The sequence below is a fragment of the Aquabacterium sp. G14 genome, assembly GCF_037482285.1.
GTDB lineage: Bacteria > Pseudomonadota > Gammaproteobacteria > Burkholderiales > Burkholderiaceae_C > Aquabacterium.
Genome location: NZ_JBBEYB010000007.1, coordinates 190,250 through 205,136, shown reverse-complemented (window position 1 = coordinate 205,136; position 14,887 = coordinate 190,250). Strand labels below are relative to the sequence as shown.

Here is a 14,887-nt window from a genome sequence, read left to right as displayed (position 1 = left end):
GGTAATCCCCCCCATTAACCAGAGCTCTGAGAAGTAGAGCTATGCGGCCATGGCCAACCGCTGCTTGGGGGTGATGCCGCCCAAGGCCATGTTTGGGCGTTCATGGTTGTACATCCACATCCATTGGGTGGCGTACAGCCTGACCTCATCGAGGTCTGTCCAATGGTACTGCGAGAGCCATTCGTAGCGCACCGTCCGGTTGAAGCGTTCGACATAGGCGTTCTGTTGCGGCTTGCCCGGTTCGATGTGCTCAAAGCGAATGCCCCATGACTTGGCCCAGGCTTCGATGGCTGCGCTGATGTATTCCGGCCCGTTGTCGCAGCGAATGACCTGCGGCTTGCCGCGCCAGGCTATGACCTGTGTGAGCGTGCGGATCACCCGCAGCGTGGGCAGCGAGAAGTCGACCTCAATGCTCAGTGCTTCGCGGTTGAAGTCATCGATGATGTTGAGCAACCTGAAGCTTCTGCCGTCCTCCAACTGGTCGTGCATGAAGTCCATTGACCACACCTGATTGATGGCCTCTGGTACCGATAGCGGCTGGGGCTTGTCGCGCACCAGGCGCTTGCGTGGCTTGATGCGCAGGTTCAGCTCCAGCTCCCTGTAGATGCGGTACACGCGCTTGTGGTTCCAGGCAAAGCCTCTGACGTTACGCAGGTACAGGAAGCACAGCCCAAAGCCCCAGTTGCGGTTGTTGTCCGTCAAGCGCAGCAGCCAGTCGGCGATCTCATCGTTCTCGGCCTGGTGCTTGGCCTCGTACCGATAACAAGCCTGGCTGATCTGGAAGGCCTGACAGGCCAGCTTGATCGAAGCGCCAAACTCTTGAACCGATCGTTGAGCCATCTCGCGGCGGCGAGATGGCTTCACCACTTTTTTGCGAGGGCCTCCGACACGATCTCGGCCTTGAGCTTTTCTTCGACGTACATCTTGCGGAGTCGGCGGTTCTCCTCTTCCAGCTCCTTCATGCGCGCCATCAGCGAGGCATCCATGCCGCCGAACTTCGAGCGCCACTTGTAGAACGTGGCCGTGCTGATGCCCAGCTCTCGGCACAGCTCCGGCACGGCCAAGCCAGCCTCCACGCGCTTGAGCGCATCAATGATCTGGCTGTCGGTGAATCGGGACTTCTTCATGGTAGAAATTTTCCTTCGAAAACTTCTACTTCTCACTGCGCTGGTTTTTCGGGGGGATTACCGCTGGGCCTGTCGTTTCCCTGGGCATTGACCAGCAAGCTGCGCTATCTGTACGGGCACATCCAGGTGGCCGGCCACGCGCTGGGATATCACGCCAACCCAGTGCAGATGTTTCTGGGCAATCTGGTGGGCATGGTGGTGCTCAATGCGCTGTACTACGGCATCGCGCAGCTGGGCGCGTATGCGTGGATCGGCGTGGCGACCCTGCAGTTGCTGATGGCGGCCGCGCTGCCTTTCATGTTGCACGGCTTCCTGTCGTTCCAGCTGATGCACACCAGCTGGCGGGGGCAACGCCTGCACCTGGACGCGCGGCCCCGTGATGCCTGGCGCGCCATGGCGGTGCCCACGCTGATCTACATTGCCTCCGGCGCGTTGGCGGTGTGGGCGTTTCTGATGCTCCGGGCCGATCAGCGTGACGCGGCCTGGCTATATGGCGGCTTGTCCGTCACCGGCTTTTGTGTGGGCCTGCCGCTGCTGTATGTGCAGTTCAAACGCTACCAGCATCGGCATGCCGGGTGGGGTAGCGTGCGCAACCAGCGCGAGCCCGACTTGAGCCACGGCCAGTCGGTGGGGCTTAGCCTGAAGGTGGGCTTGCTGGCGGGTTTGGCCTGTGTGCTGCTGGTGCTGCCCTTGAGCTGGATTTTGCTGGACTGGACCGGCTGGGAGGTGCGTGCCTTGCTGGCAAGCGCCGAGACGGACAGCGCGGCGAGCTGGAGCACGGCGCTGGTGCTGTTACCCGGCCTGTTCATGGGGCTGGCCTGGATGATGGCGCTGCCGTATCCCTACCTGGGCGCCAGCTTGCAGAACCGCTTGTGGTCCAGCACGGCGCATGAGGCGTTGCGCTTCGAAAGCCAGGTGCCCATGTCCGCGTTGCTGCGCCTGAGCGCACGCAACTGGCTGTGGGTGGTGCTGACGCTGGGTTGGTATTACCCGGTGGCCGCCATGGCCGAGGCCCGGCTGAGGCTGCAGTCGGTGGTGGTGTGGGTGAGGCCCGATCTGCTGGGCCTGCCCGAGGAAGCTCTGGACCTCAATCAGCGGCCCTGACGGAGCCAAGCTTGTACGGCTGGCGTCAGCTTGGAGGCCAAGGCCACGGCGTTGCTGGCGTGGGTCACGCTGTCGGTACTCCAGACGTGCTCAATGCCAGCAGCGCGGATGACATCCAGGGCATCGGCGGCAAACAGTGCGTGGGTCACGGCCACATCCACAGAACATGCACCGGCCGCCTTCAACAGCTTGCTGGCTTCTACCAGGGTGCGGCCGGAGCTGGCCATGTCATCGAGCAGCACAACCTGCCGGCCTCTGACCGACACGCCGGCGGGTAGGGTGATGCGGACATCATGGTCGCCGTGCCGCACCTTGGAGCAAACGCCATGGTCGAAACCGCAGACGGCAGCAGCCGAGGCAATCCACTGGGCGGATTCGCCATCTGGGCCCATCAACATCGCTCCCGGTCGTTCCTTGGCGATGAGCTCGGCCAGCATGGGCGCACCGGACAAGCTGATGGCGTAGGAGCCAGGGAAAGCCTCCTCGAGCTTGCTGATGCGGTGCAAGTGGGGGTCGACCGTGATCAGCCCGTCCACCAACTCCGACAGGAAGCGGCCGATGATCTTCTGGCTGACGATCTCGCCCGGCTGAAAGGCGATGTCCTGACGCATGTAGGCGAGGTAGGGCGCCACCAGCAGGATCTTCTGGGCGCCCAGCTTGCGGGCTTCCTGGCTCACCAGTAGCAGTTCGACCAGCTTGTCGTTGGGCTTGTCCAGGCTGCGGTAGATGACCACTCGCCCGGGGAGTTGACCGTCAGCATTGACGGGCAGCTTCAGGCGCATCTCGGCGTCAGGAAAGCGATGGCGCTCGACACAGGCTGCCGGCAGGCCACAGGCGTCTGCCAAGCGCAGGGCAGGAGCCTGCTCTTCTTCAAAATACAGCAGCAAGGCAGACATCAGAACTCCACAATCTGACGGATTTCGGCACCCGCTTCGCCCAGGTAGTAGCCAGCGTTGCGCTCGCTGGCTTGGCGTGCGAATTCGAGATCGGAGGAATAGGCCGCATAGACGCGGTACAGCGGCTGACCTTCCTGCACCTTGTCGCCCAGTTTGCACAGGAGGTCTACACCCGCACCTTGGACCTTGGGTGCGCCTGCTAAGCGGGCCAGACGGGCCACTTGCTGGTTGTCGATGCCTGAGACGATACCGTCACGTTTGGCCAGAACCTCGAAGTGCAGCGGCGCCAGGGCCGGGTGATCCGGATCAAACGGCTTGTGTCCCTGCGCGTCGATGATGGCGCGCATCTTGGCCATGGCGCGGCCGGACTCCAGGATGTCGCGGGCGATGGCATAGCCGTCGCCACCGCGCACATCAGGGTCGAACTCGAGGATGCGACCGGCCAGTCGCAGCGATTTCTGGCGCAGGTCGTGCGGCGCGCGTGGGTCGTTGGCCAGCACCCACATCACATCACGGGCCTCCAGCACAGGGCCGATGCCGTTGCCAATAGGCTGGCGGCCGTCGGTGATCACCACGTCGATGGTCAGGCCCATGCGCTTGGCCACGAACTCGAAGAGCTTGCGCAGGCGTTGCGCATCCGGAATGGTACGCACCTTGGCGGTGGCGCCCACGGGGATGTCGAGCAACAGGTGGGTGGATCCGGCTGCCACCTTCTTGGACAGGATGGAGGCGACCATCTGACCGGGGGAGTCGATGGACAGGGGGCGCTCGACCGAGATCAGCACGTCGTCGGCAGGAGACAGGTCGGAGGTGCCACCCCAGGCCAGGCAGCCGCGGTGCTCGCGCACGATTTCGCTGAGGCGGTCGAAACTGGGCTCGACGTTGGCCAGCACCTCCATGGTGTCGGCCGTGCCAGCGGGCGAGGTGATCGCGCGGGACGAGGTTTTGGGGCACAGCATGCCGTGCGCGGCCACGATGGGCACGACCAGCATCGACGTGCGGTTGCCCGGAATGCCACCGATGCAATGCTTGTCGACCACAGGGTGGGCGTGCCAGTCGAGGCGACGGCCCATGGACGCCATGGCGTCGGTGAGGCTGTAAACCTCTTCACGATCGAGTTCGCCCTGGTTGCAGGCCACCACGAAGGCCGTCAACTCGATCTTGGAGTAACGGTGCTCGGTGATGTCACGCACGATGTCGTGGTAGTCCTCGTGGCTGAGGCGCTCGCCAGCGATCTTGCGGTGCAGGGCCGGGATGGAAGAGGGGGGCTCGGCCTGGTTGACGCGGGTGGGGTGGCCTTCGCTGAGGCCCAGTTGGGCAAAGGCGTCTTCGGACAGGCCCAGTTGATCTCGGTCGACGATGCAGGTGTCGTCCACCACGTTGAGCGTCGCCAGGATGCGGTGGCCGTTGGCCGTGATCTCGACCTTGGACAGGGCCTGAAAGCCTTCGGCCCGGTAGACCGCGCAGTCGCGGTGCATGTAGGCGACGTTTTCGCGGTAGGTGTCGATCGCCACCCGCTTGAGGCTCAACAGGGCCGGTGCCATTTCGGCAGGCTGAGCGGAGGACGAGACGGGTGGGGCGTTAACAGGAACTTCGTCAGGCGTCATGGGAGTCAGCGATGTCGTTTCTGACATCGTACTCCCATGAGGAACGGTGTTTCAGGCCGCGATCAGCTTGCAGGTGAAACCCTGGCCCGAGGCGATGACGTCCAGCAAGCGGTCAATGTTCGGGTGTTTGCCGGGGTTGGCGCGAGCGTCGTCGGTGTGCTCGGCGAAGATGACCAGGCCTTCCTCGGCGGCGGCCACGTTGATGCCGCCGTGCTTGGCCGCCAGGGCCGCGTACACAGCCAGTGAACCGGCCTTGCCAGGCTTGTTCTCGATGGTGGCGGCCACGTTGCCTGCGGCATCGATCAGTTCAAGGGCAGCCAGGTGGCTGATGGCGGGAAGTTGTTTGAGGTTGTCGGCAAAGGCCATGGAGTGCTCCAGCAAGGCGGCCACCCGGTGGTGGGCGACGCAAAACGGGCGCTATTGTGCCGCAGTCAGGGCCGTCGCCTGGGCTACGGGGGCTTGGGCCTCATCGGGGAGCCGGCAGTCGGACAGCGTGGCATCCTCGCCCGCCATCACCTGCCCCCAGTGCACGATGTCGAGCCGGCCATCGTGATGTTCGACAAGGGCGGTGAGGCTCTCCACCCAGTCGCCGTCGTTGCAATACAGGATGCCGTCAATCGGGCGGATCTCGGCATGGTGGATGTGACCGCACACCACGCCCTGGGCCCCCCGTTTGTGCGCCTCCCGGGCCAGGGCCTCCTCAAAATCTGCCACATAGCTGACCGCCCGTTTGACCTTGAGCTTGAGGTACTTGGACAGCGACCAGTATGGCAGGCCACGCCGCGCGCGCCACGAGTTCAGGTAGCGGTTCAGCTTGAGGGTGAATTCATAGAGCGAGTCGCCCAACAGCGCCAGCCAACGGGCGCACTGGATCACGCCGTCGTACAGGTCGCCATGGGTGACCCATAGCTTGCGACCATCGGCCGTGGTGTGCAGACACTCCTCGGCCAGCTCGACGCCACCGAAGGCGTGGTCGAGGTAGGTGCGGGCAAACTCGTCGTGGTTGCCGGGGATGTAGACCACTCGGGTGCCTTTGCGGGCCTTGCGCAGGATCTTCTGGATCACATCGTTGTGCGACTGCGGCCAGTACCAGGTACGGCGCAGTTGCCAGCCGTCGATGATGTCGCCTACGAGGTAGAGCGTGTCGCAGTCGACGCGGCGCAGGAAGTCGAGCAGGGCATGGGCCTGGCAGCCTGGGGTGCCCAGGTGGACGTCCGAGATCCACACCGACCTAACACGGTATCGCCTGTCGGGCAGCGGTTGCAATGAACTCGCAGGCGGAAAGCCCTTGGGCCCGGCACCCAGGCCGTTGGCGGTGAGTTCTCGCAGCAGAGGGGCGGTGATCCAGGCGCGCATGCGAGCCATGGTGTGCGCCCTCTGTGACAGCACCGCGACGCCTCGGTGACGGCGCAGTGACGTCGCTCCCTGGCCTCTTGGGCCAGGCACTCAAGCGCGATCAGGCTGTGGGACGGGCCTTGTAGAACTGCATGGGCGACTCGGGGATCTGGTTGAGCACCGACTTCTTGATCTTGCCGACCACGTGCATCTCACAAGGCTTGCAGTCAAAGCGCAGCGTGAGCTTTTCCTTGCCGTTGATCAGTTGCAGCGGCTCGGCACGCACCGTGCCCTGCACGCCTTGCACGCCCTTGGCCTGCTTGGGACACAGGCTCAGCGAGAAGCGCACGCAGTGCTTGGTGATCATCAGGCTGACCTCGCCGAGCTCTTCCTGGCTTTCGTAGGCGGCTTCGATCACCTTCACGCCGTGCTTGGCATAGAAGTCGCGGGCCTTGTGGTTGTAGACGTTGGCCAGGTAGCTCAGCGTGTCTTCCGGGTAGGCCACGGGGGGCTCGACGGGTGTGGCCGGTTGCGGACGCTGGTAGGCTGCGGCGCGGGCGGCTTCCAGTGACTCGATGGCGTCGCGGCGCAGGTGCTTGATCACGGAAGCGGGCACGAACCAGGGCTGGGCAGTGGTCAGGCTGATGTCGTGCACCGAGAAGATGGTGTTGCCCAGTTTGCCCAGGTTGTCGCGCAGGCTGGCTTCGGACTGAGCCGCGTCTTGCGGGGCCTGCTTGTCGCACGCCACCGTGGCGCTGCCCACGCAGCCGTCTTCGTCGGTCACGGTCAGCATCAAGCCGTCCGGGGTGTCGCCCAGGGCCAGCCAGGTGCCAATGCGGCGCTCGGCCGACTTCTTGGACATCTGGTTGTCCCAGGCGCGGTCGCGGTTGCGGTTGATGGCCACGCCGGGCTTGAGATCGGCCAAGGTGGCGATGCCTTCGTTGGGGAAGACGCGCCACAGACGGCCGGCCTTGCCCACGGGCTCGGCGGTGTTGACCTGCACGCCCACGATGTCCTTGGTCAGCGTCAGGTAGTTCAGGCCGTCGCCGTTGTGGATGCCGCCGGCTTCGCGCACGGCTTCGTCGTCAATGGCCACGTCAAACCATTTGTCGCCAACCTTGGCAACTTCGCCCACGGGCAGGCCCAGGTGCTTGGGGCTCTCGAAGGCGCCGATGTCTTCCTTGCGGCCAGTGACGAAGTAGTCGGTGCTGCCACGGTTGAAGTTACGCTCGGGGTCGGGCTGGAAGAAGAAGGTGTTCTCGCCCGACGAGGCGCGAGACAGTTCCGGGCGCGCTTCCAGGATCTCGTCGAGCAGCATGCGGTAGTGAGCGGTGATGTTCTTCACATAGCCCATGTCCTTGTAGCGACCTTCGATCTTGAAGGAGCTCACGCCCGCGTCGATCAGGGCCTCGAGGTTGGCGCTCTGATCGTTGTCCTTCATGGACAGCACGTGCTTCTCGAACGCCACGACCTGGCCGCTGTTGTCCGTCACGTTGTAGGGCAGGCGGCAGGCCTGCGAGCAGTCACCCCGGTTGGCACTGCGGCCGGTGTGGGCGTGGCTGATGAAGCACTGGCCGCTGTAGGCCACGCACAGGGCGCCATGAATGAAAAACTCGATGGCGCAGTGGGTGTTGACCGCGATCGTGCGGATCTGCTTGAGGTTCAGTTCGCGCGCCAGCACGATCTGGCTGAAGCCCACGTCCTGCAGGAACTTGGCTTTTTCGACGGTGCGGATGTCGGTCTGGGTGGAGGCGTGCAACTGGATCGGGGGCAGGTCGAGCTCCAGCAGGCCCATGTCCTGAACGATCAGGGCGTCCACGCCCGCGTCGTACAGCTCCCAGATCTGCTTGCGGGCGCCTTCCAGCTCGTCGTCGCGCAAGATGGTGTTCAGGGTGGCGAACACCTTGGCGTGGTAGCGATGGGCGTGCTGCACCAGGCGCGCAATGTCCTGCACCGAGTTGCTGGCATTGGCGCGCGCACCGAACGACGGCCCACCGATGTAGATGGCATCGGCGCCGTGGTTGACGGCCTCGATGCCGATGTCGGCAGTCTTGGCGGGCGCGAGCAATTCAAGGGGGTGGCGGGCGGCGAGGAGCATGGGTGGCGCGATCCAAAGAGCAAACCGCTGATACTATCGCCATGCGCCCCCAAAAAGCACATATCCCCATGCCAGCCCCCCCTCACAGTCGGGATTCCGGCGCACCTTCGGGCTCTGTGGCAGGCCGCTACGACCGGCTGGACGCCCTGCGCGGTTTTGCCCTGGTCTGGATGGCGCTGTTTCACTTCTGTTTCGACCTCAGCACCTACCGCCTGCTGGACGCCAACTTCTACCAGGACGCGCTCTGGACCACCCAGCGCACCCTGATCCTGTCGCTGTTCTTGCTCTGTGCGGGCGCTGGGCAGGCGGTGGCCACGGCGCAGGGCCAAAGCTGGGCGCGTTTCTGGCGCCGCTGGGCCCAGGTGCTGGGCTGTGCGCTCTTGGTGAGCTTGGGCAGCTGGTTCATGTTCCCGCGCAGCTACATCTCGTTTGGCGTGCTTCACGGCATGGCGGTGATGCTGATCGTGGCCCGCCTGAGCGCGCCGCTGAGGGGCTGGCTGTGGCCGCTGGGCTTGCTGGCGGTGTGCCTGCCGCAGTTCATCCAGCACCCATTTTTCGACACGCGCCTGACCAACTGGGTGGGTCTGGTCACCCACAAGCCCATCACCGAAGACTATGTGCCGGTGCTGCCCTGGCTGGGGGTGATGTGGTGGGGCATGGCTGCCACACAGTGGATCTTGTCACGCCGACCGGGGTGGATGGCGTCGCCCGCAGCGGCTTCGGGCGACAATATTGGTTTCGTGCTCGCGTGGCCGCGCATCAGGCAGGGTTTGAGCCTGCTGGGCCGCTGGAGCCTGACTTTTTACATGGTGCATCAGCCCGTGATGATTGGCGGTTTGCTGGCGTGGCTGACGCTGACAGGCCGTGCGTTCTGAGCGATGCGTGACCTGCTGAACATACCGCCGAACACGCCGCAGTGCACCCGCAAGCCTCTCAAGAGAAGACCGACATGGCCATGACCCAAGACGAACTGAAAACCCTGGTGGGCCGCGCGGCCCTGGACTACGTGAAGCCCGGCAGCATCGTGGGCGTGGGCACGGGTTCGACCGTGGACAAGTTCATCGACGCCCTGGGCGAGGCGTTGAAGGCCGACCCGAAGCGTGTGGCTGGTGCCGTCTCCAGCTCCGTGCGAAGCACGCAGCGCCTGGAAGCCCTGGGCATTCAGGTCTTGCCGGCCGAGTCCGTGACGTCCCTGGGCGTGTACGTGGACGGTGCGGACGAGATCGACCACGGTGGCCACATGATCAAGGGCGGCGGTGCGGCCCTGACCCGTGAAAAGATCGTGGCCGACCTGGCCGAGCAGTTCGTCTGCATCGCCGACGAGTCCAAGCTGGTCAACACCCTGGGCAAATTCCCGCTGCCGGTCGAGGTGATCCCGATGGCCGCCGCGCAGGTGATCCGTGCCTTTGCCAAGCTGGGCGGCACGGGCAAGGTGCGTGAAGGCGTGACCACCGACAACGGCAACGTCATCGTGGACGTGACCGGTTTGCAGATCACCGCCCCGGCGCAGTTCGAGTCCGACATCAACCAGATCCCCGGCGTGGTGACCGTGGGCGTGTTCGCCCGCAACAAGGCCAGCGTGTGCCTGCTGGGCACGGCGCAAGGCGTCAAGACGCTGACGTTCTGAAGCTTTGGATCAGGACTTCAGGTAAGTCAGCACGCCCTGAGCGGCGTGCCTTCCGGTCGCCATCGATGCCGTGAGCAGGTAGCCCCCGGTCGGGGCTTCCCAGTCCAGCATTTCACCGGCACAGAACACGCCCGGCGCGTTCTTCAGCATCAGCTGTTCTGTCATGCCTTCAAAGCGCACGCCGCCGGCCGTGCTGATGGCCTCGTCCATGGGGCGTGGCGCCTTCAGCGTGATGGGCAGCGCCTTGATGGCTTGTGCCAGTTGCGCGGCATCGGCCAGTTGTTCGGCGCTCAGAACCTCGTGCAAGAGCGCCATTTTCAGTCCTTGAATACCCAGACGGCTCTTCAGGTGTGTGGACAGGCTGCGCGGCCCTTTTGGGCGCGATGTTTCGGCAAACACCTGTTCGGCCGTGTGCGATGGCAGCAGATCCAGATGAATGGTGGCAGCGCCTTGCGCGTTGATCTGCTCACGTATGGCAGCCGAGAAAGCGTAGATCAGACTGCCTTCCACGCCGGTGTCGGTGAGCACGAACTCGCCTTGTTGGCGCCGGGTGTGACCATTCCGATCGGTGAACTGCAGGGCCACGGGCTTGATGGGCTGGCCTGCGAACTTCTGGCGCAGAAAATCACTCCATCCGCTCCGGCCCGCCCCGGTGGGCGCTACGTCAAAGCCACAGTTGGCGGCTTGCAACGGAGCCAGATCGACACCGCGTGCCTGCAGCCAGGGATACCAGGCGCCGTTGGAGCCCAGCCGTGACCAGCTGCCGCCCCCCAAGGCCAGCAAGGTGGCTTGCGGTGTGACGGCCACCTCACCTTCGGGGGTGTCGAAGCGCATGGCGCCTGCATCATTCCAGCCCAGCCAGCGGTGACGCATGTGAAAGCGCACGCCCGCTTCGCGCAGGCGGTGCAACCAGGCACGCAGCAAGGGAGCGGCCTTCATGTCGGTGGGGAAAACGCGGTTGGACGTGCCGACGAAGGTGTCGATGCCCAAGCCCTGAGCCCAGGCGCGCAGGTCCTCTGGCGTGAAGGCGTGGATCAAGGGCGCCAGCGCTGTCTCACGCTCGGCAAACCGGCTGATGAACCGCGGCATGGCCTCTGCATGGGTCAGGTTCAGCCCACCGCGTCCGGCCAGGAGAAATTTACGACCCACCGAGGGCATGCCGTCGTACAAATCGACAGCGATGCCATGTGCGGACAGGACTTCGGCGGCCATGAGGCCGGCTGGGCCGCCACCCACAATGGCAACGGACGGCTGGACGGAAGCGCCGCCAGCCTGAGAGTCAGAGGAATTCAAGGGTCAGAAACGGAAACCGGGAGGAGCATTGCCAGCAGGGTTGCCTGGCGCGGAATTGAACTGGGGTGGCTGCGCAGGCGCAGCCCCTTCGTCCGCCTTGGGGGCCGCAGTCGCTGGTGCCAGCGGCGTGGCGGCCGGATGGCGATAGGTCGGTGGCAGGGCCGATTGGCTGGGGTAGCCGGCGGCGTCCAGGTAAGAGGTCCATTCACCCTGTTCGTAGCCCGCGATTTGCTTGCTGCCAATCCGAATCACAGGGACCTGGTTGGTGCCTTCGCGGCTTTGCAGCGCACGAGCGTCGTCCGAGGTGTTCACCGTTTTCTCGGTGAATGGAACGCCTCGACCCTTGAGCAGGTTGCGGCCAGCGTCACAAGCAGCGCAGTTCGAGCTGGTGTACAGCGTGACCGGGTAACGCGACACCACATTGCGTAAAGCGAAAGGCAGTGCCGTATCACCGGTGGTGGCACCACCGACTGGCTTGACGGCCTGAGCCGGACGATCCACAGGTGGTCGATCGGTGTAGGTGACGCGGCCATCGGGGCCCACCACCTTGTACTGCGCGAAGGCTGGTGACGTGACGCCTGCCCAGACCAGACCACCGATCAATGCACTCACAACAATGCGGTTCATCTTTCACTCCCTCTCACCCCGTGGGGCGATCAACTCATGCCTTGATGACGCAGCAAGGCGTCGATGCTCGGCTCACGCCCCCGGAAAGCCTTGAAATTCTCCATGGCCGAGCGGCTGCCGCCAGCTTCCAGGATGGCTTCACGGTAGCGACGACCAATGTCGGCGTTCAGCACCCCGGACTCAGGCGTGGCGGCCTCCTCGAAAGCGGCATACGCATCTGCAGAGAGTACCTCAGCCCACTTGTAGCTGTAATAGCCCGCCGCGTAGCCGCCCGCAAAGATGTGCGAAAAGCTGTGCTGAAAGCGGTTGAACGCAGGCGGAATGTTGACGGCGACTTCTTGTCGCACTTCGTCCACCACCTTTTGCACGTTGGCTTCAGAACCAGGCTCGGCGTGCAGGCGCATGTCGAACAGCGAGAACTCGATCTGGCGCACGGTCTGCATGCCGCTTTGGAAGTTCTTGGCGGCCACCATCTTGTCGAACAGCTCGCGCGGCAGGTGCGCGCCGGTGTCGACATGACTGGTGAGTTGCTGAACCACGTCCCACTCCCAGCAGAAGTTCTCCATGAACTGGCTGGGCAGCTCGACCGCATCCCACTCGACGCCACTGATGCCCGACACCCCAATGTCGTTCACTTGCGTGAGCATGTGGTGCAGGCCATGGCCGAACTCGTGGAACAAGGTGGTGACGTCGTCGTGGGTCAGCAAGGCAGGTTTGTCGCCCACGCCCTTGGCGAAGTTGCAGACCAGATGGGCCACCGGCGTCTGGGTGCCCTGGGTGTCGGGGCGCGTCCAGCGGCCGCGCACATCATCCATCCAGGCGCCAGGGCGCTTGCCAGTACGGGCATACGGGTCCAGGTAGAACTGACCGACCAACTGGCCTTGACGCTCGATGCCGAAGAAACGCACCGATTCGTGCCACACAGGCGCCGTGTCGGGGAGGATCTGGACCTCGAACAGCTTCTCGATCAAGCCGAACAGGCCTTTCAGCACGGTGGGCTCGGTAAAGTACTGCTTGACCTCCTGATCGCTGAAGGCGTAACGGGCTTCCTTGAGCTTTTCGCTCACATAGGCCACATCCCAGGCCTGCAGATCAGGCAGACCGCATTCGGTACGTGCAAACTCACGCAACTCGGCCATGTCCTTCTCGGCGAAGGGGCGGGCGCGCTGGGCCAGGTCGCGCAGGAAGTGCATCACCTGCGCGGGGTTGTCGGCCATCTTGGGCACCAGCGACACCTCGGCGAAGTTGGCGTAGCCCAGCAGGCGGGCTTCCTCCTGGCGCAGCGCCAGGATGTCGGCCATCAATTGCGTGTTGTCACGCTCGGCTGGGCCAGATTCACTCGCACGGGTGGCGTAGGCGCGGTAAAGCGTTTCACGCAGGGTTCGGTTGCCAGCGTACTGCATGACCGGCAGGTAGCAGGGCATGTGCAGGGTCAGCTTGTGGCCTTCCTTGCCTTCGGCCTCGGCCGCGGCGCGGGTGGCGTTCAGCACGTCCTCCGGCACGCCGGCCAGTTCTTCGGTTGACGCGTAGTGACTGAACGCATCGGTGGCGTCCATCACGTGCTCGGAAAACGCTTGCGATTTGGCTGCTTGCTCTTCCTGGATGGCGGCAAAGCGGGCCTTGGCATCGCCTTGCAACTCGGCGCCGCCTAGCACGAAACCGCGCAGGGCCAGGTCAAGGGCGCGCTGGCGCGCGGGGCTCAGGCGGCGTTCCGGCTCCAGGCCCTTTTGCGCTTCATTGAGGGCCTTGTACTTGGCGTACAGACGCTCGTCTGCGCCGAGGCGGGTGTAGAACTCGGTGACGCGCGGCAGGTTCTCGTTGTAAGCGGCGCGGATCTCGGGCGTGTCGGCCACGCTGTTGAGGTGCCCCACAGCGCCCCAGGCGCGGCCCAGGCGTTCGGTGCTCACGTCCAGCAGCAGGGAGAGGGCGTCGTAGTCCGCCGGCACGTCTGGGCCAGTGACCTTGGCCAATGTCGCTTCGGCGTCGGCCAGCAGCAGGTCCAGGGCAGGTGTCACGTGTTCGGGCTTGATCTGATCGAACAGTGGCAGGCCGGAGGTGTCAAGCAGTGGATTGGTGCTCATGGAAGATGCGCCTTAGGGCAAGCAAAGTGTGGACGGTGCAACAGATGAGGCGTCAACCCGGAAATGCAAGGCGAGCGCTGAGCAGATACAGGTGAGTGCACCGGCTCTGGGCGGGCCGCAAACCGGTCAGGCTTGGCCGGCTGTGCGCTCTGCCGCTTCCATGGTGTTGACCAGCAGCATGGTAATGGTCATCGGGCCGACCCCACCCGGCACGGGGGTGATGTAGCCAGCGACTTCCTTGCAGCCGTTGAAATCCACGTCGCCGCACAGTTTGCCTTCGTCATCGCGGTTCATGCCCACGTCAATGACGACCGTGCCAGGCTTGATCATGTCGGCGGTCAGCACATTGCGCTTGCCCACAGCTGCGACCACGATGTCGGCCTGCCGGGTCATGGCGGCCAGATCGGCGGTGCCGCTGTGCGTGATGGTGACAGTGGCGTTGGCGGCCAGCAGCATCATGGCCATGGGCTTGCCGACGATGTTGGAGCGACCAATGACCACGGCGTGCTTGCCGCGCAGGTCCTTCATGCCGATGGATTCGAGCATCTTCATGCAGCCGTAGGGAGTACAAGCCTTGAAGCCGACTTCACCGACCATCAGCGCGCCAGCGCTGGCCACGTGGAAACCGTCCACGTCCTTCAAGGGCGAGATGGCTTCGATCACCTTGTGGTCGTCGATGTGCTTGGGCAGGGGCAACTGCACCAGGATGCCGTGGATGGACGGGTCATTGTTCAGGGCTTCAACGCGGGCCAGCAGTTCGGCCTCGGTCATCGTGGCATCGTACTTTTCCAGCACGGACTTGAAGCCTGCTTCTTCGCAGGCCTTGACCTTGTTGCGGACATACACCTGGCTGGCAGGGTTGTCGCCGACCAGGACCACGGCCAAACCGGGCTTCGTGCCCTTGGCGGTGAGGGCGGCGGCGCGCTGGGCGACTTCGCCACGCAGTTGTTTGGACAGGGCGTTGCCGTCGATGAGGGTTGCGGTCATGGGCTGCTCCGGTAGGTGTGCAAATGGGTCAATAGAAAAAGGCCGCCACAGGGTGTGGGCGGCCTTTCAGCGGGAGGCGGCGGTCAAGCCGGGCTCCGGAAGTGG

At 64.2% G+C, this 14,887-nt stretch carries 13 protein-coding genes; 3 read left to right on the top strand and 10 right to left on the bottom strand.

Annotated elements, in window-relative coordinates:
- Positions 1–39: 39 nt before the first annotated feature.
- Positions 40–1,127 (bottom strand): IS3 family transposase gene (locus WIT60_RS09980; protein ID WP_339582359.1). Its coding sequence is split into 2 segments (ribosomal slippage): positions 40–875 and positions 875–1,127, totalling 1,089 coding nucleotides; the frame shifts between segments, so codons are not numbered across the junction.
- Here WIT60_RS09980 and WIT60_RS09975 point away from each other — a divergent pair.
- Positions 1,089–2,231, top strand: coding sequence for a DUF898 family protein (locus tag WIT60_RS09975; RefSeq protein WP_339583786.1), 1,143 nt, complete (start codon positions 1,089–1,091; stop codon positions 2,229–2,231). The genes WIT60_RS09980 and WIT60_RS09975 overlap by 39 nt on opposite strands.
- On the opposite strand, the gene WIT60_RS09970 is transcribed toward WIT60_RS09975, so the two are convergent.
- The 5 genes from WIT60_RS09970 to WIT60_RS09950 form a co-directional block, all read right to left on the bottom strand.
- Complete coding sequence (locus WIT60_RS09970) at positions 2,219–3,127, bottom strand: ribose-phosphate diphosphokinase (RefSeq protein ID WP_339583778.1); 909 nt, start codon at positions 3,125–3,127, stop codon at positions 2,219–2,221. The two genes, WIT60_RS09975 and WIT60_RS09970, sit on opposite strands and share 13 nt — an antisense overlap.
- Complete coding sequence (locus WIT60_RS09965) at positions 3,127–4,671, bottom strand: thymidine phosphorylase family protein (RefSeq protein WP_339583785.1); 1,545 nt, start codon at positions 4,669–4,671, stop codon at positions 3,127–3,129. The genes WIT60_RS09970 and WIT60_RS09965 overlap by 1 nt, the downstream gene beginning before the upstream one ends.
- A 114-nt stretch (positions 4,672–4,785) precedes the next feature.
- Positions 4,786–5,100, bottom strand: coding sequence for a DUF2322 family protein (locus WIT60_RS09960; RefSeq protein WP_339583777.1), 315 nt, complete (start codon positions 5,098–5,100; stop codon positions 4,786–4,788).
- Between the two features lie 51 nt (positions 5,101–5,151).
- Positions 5,152–6,090, bottom strand: a complete 939-nt coding sequence (locus WIT60_RS09955; protein WP_339583784.1) for a UDP-2,3-diacylglucosamine diphosphatase — start codon at positions 6,088–6,090, stop codon at positions 5,152–5,154.
- Between the two features lie 100 nt (positions 6,091–6,190).
- A complete protein-coding gene (locus tag WIT60_RS09950) occupies positions 6,191–8,167 on the bottom strand; it encodes a peptidase U32 family protein (protein WP_339583776.1) in 1,977 nt (658 codons plus the stop codon).
- 68 nt (positions 8,168–8,235) lie between these two features.
- Here WIT60_RS09950 and WIT60_RS09945 point away from each other — a divergent pair, with 68 nt between their 5' ends.
- Positions 8,236–9,042: an acetyltransferase domain-containing protein gene (locus WIT60_RS09945; RefSeq protein ID WP_339583775.1), complete on the top strand. Its 807-nt coding sequence runs from the start codon at positions 8,236–8,238 to the stop codon at positions 9,040–9,042.
- Between the two features lie 80 nt (positions 9,043–9,122).
- The gene (gene rpiA / locus WIT60_RS09940) at positions 9,123–9,794 is read left to right on the top strand and encodes a ribose-5-phosphate isomerase RpiA (protein ID WP_339583783.1); all 672 of its coding nucleotides are present in this window, start codon (positions 9,123–9,125) and stop codon (positions 9,792–9,794) included.
- A 9-nt stretch (positions 9,795–9,803) separates the two neighbouring features.
- Here rpiA and WIT60_RS09935 read toward each other — a convergent pair whose 3' ends face one another.
- The 4 genes from WIT60_RS09935 to folD form a co-directional block, all read right to left on the bottom strand.
- Positions 9,804–11,087: a TIGR03862 family flavoprotein gene (locus WIT60_RS09935; protein WP_339583774.1), complete on the bottom strand. Its 1,284-nt coding sequence runs from the start codon at positions 11,085–11,087 to the stop codon at positions 9,804–9,806.
- Between the two features lie 3 nt (positions 11,088–11,090).
- The gene (locus tag WIT60_RS09930; RefSeq protein ID WP_339583773.1) at positions 11,091–11,714 is read right to left on the bottom strand and encodes a glutaredoxin family protein; all 624 of its coding nucleotides are present in this window, start codon (positions 11,712–11,714) and stop codon (positions 11,091–11,093) included.
- 29 nt (positions 11,715–11,743) lie between these two features.
- Entirely contained in the window at positions 11,744–13,795 is a 2,052-nt protein-coding gene (locus WIT60_RS09925; protein ID WP_339583772.1) for a M3 family metallopeptidase, read from the bottom strand.
- A 126-nt stretch (positions 13,796–13,921) separates the two neighbouring features.
- Positions 13,922–14,782, bottom strand: coding sequence for a bifunctional methylenetetrahydrofolate dehydrogenase/methenyltetrahydrofolate cyclohydrolase FolD (gene folD, locus WIT60_RS09920; RefSeq protein ID WP_339583771.1), 861 nt, complete (start codon positions 14,780–14,782; stop codon positions 13,922–13,924).
- Positions 14,783–14,887 lie beyond the last annotated feature (105 nt).

Bases quoted from the DNA above. Each gene is read 5' to 3' on its own strand.
- WIT60_RS09970 (WP_339583778.1), bottom strand. From the start codon at position 3,127: ATGTCTGCCTTGCTGCTGTATTTTGAAGAAGAGCAGGCTCCTGCCCTG.
- WIT60_RS09960 (WP_339583777.1), bottom strand. From the start codon at position 5,100: ATGGCCTTTGCCGACAACCTCAAACAACTTCCCGCCATCAGCCACCTG.
- WIT60_RS09925 (WP_339583772.1), bottom strand. From the start codon at position 13,795: ATGAGCACCAATCCACTGCTTGACACCTCCGGCCTGCCACTGTTCGAT.
- rpiA (WP_339583783.1), top strand. From the start codon at position 9,123: ATGACCCAAGACGAACTGAAAACCCTGGTGGGCCGCGCGGCCCTGGAC.
- WIT60_RS09965 (WP_339583785.1), bottom strand. From the start codon at position 4,671: ATGGCACCGGCCCTGTTGAGCCTCAAGCGGGTGGCGATCGACACCTAC.
- WIT60_RS09950 (WP_339583776.1), bottom strand. From the start codon at position 8,167: ATGCTCCTCGCCGCCCGCCACCCCCTTGAATTGCTCGCGCCCGCCAAG.
- WIT60_RS09955 (WP_339583784.1), bottom strand. From the start codon at position 6,090: ATGCGCGCCTGGATCACCGCCCCTCTGCTGCGAGAACTCACCGCCAAC.
- WIT60_RS09945 (WP_339583775.1), top strand. From the start codon at position 8,236: ATGCCAGCCCCCCCTCACAGTCGGGATTCCGGCGCACCTTCGGGCTCT.
- folD (WP_339583771.1), bottom strand. From the start codon at position 14,782: ATGACCGCAACCCTCATCGACGGCAACGCCCTGTCCAAACAACTGCGT.
- WIT60_RS09930 (WP_339583773.1), bottom strand. From the start codon at position 11,714: ATGAACCGCATTGTTGTGAGTGCATTGATCGGTGGTCTGGTCTGGGCA.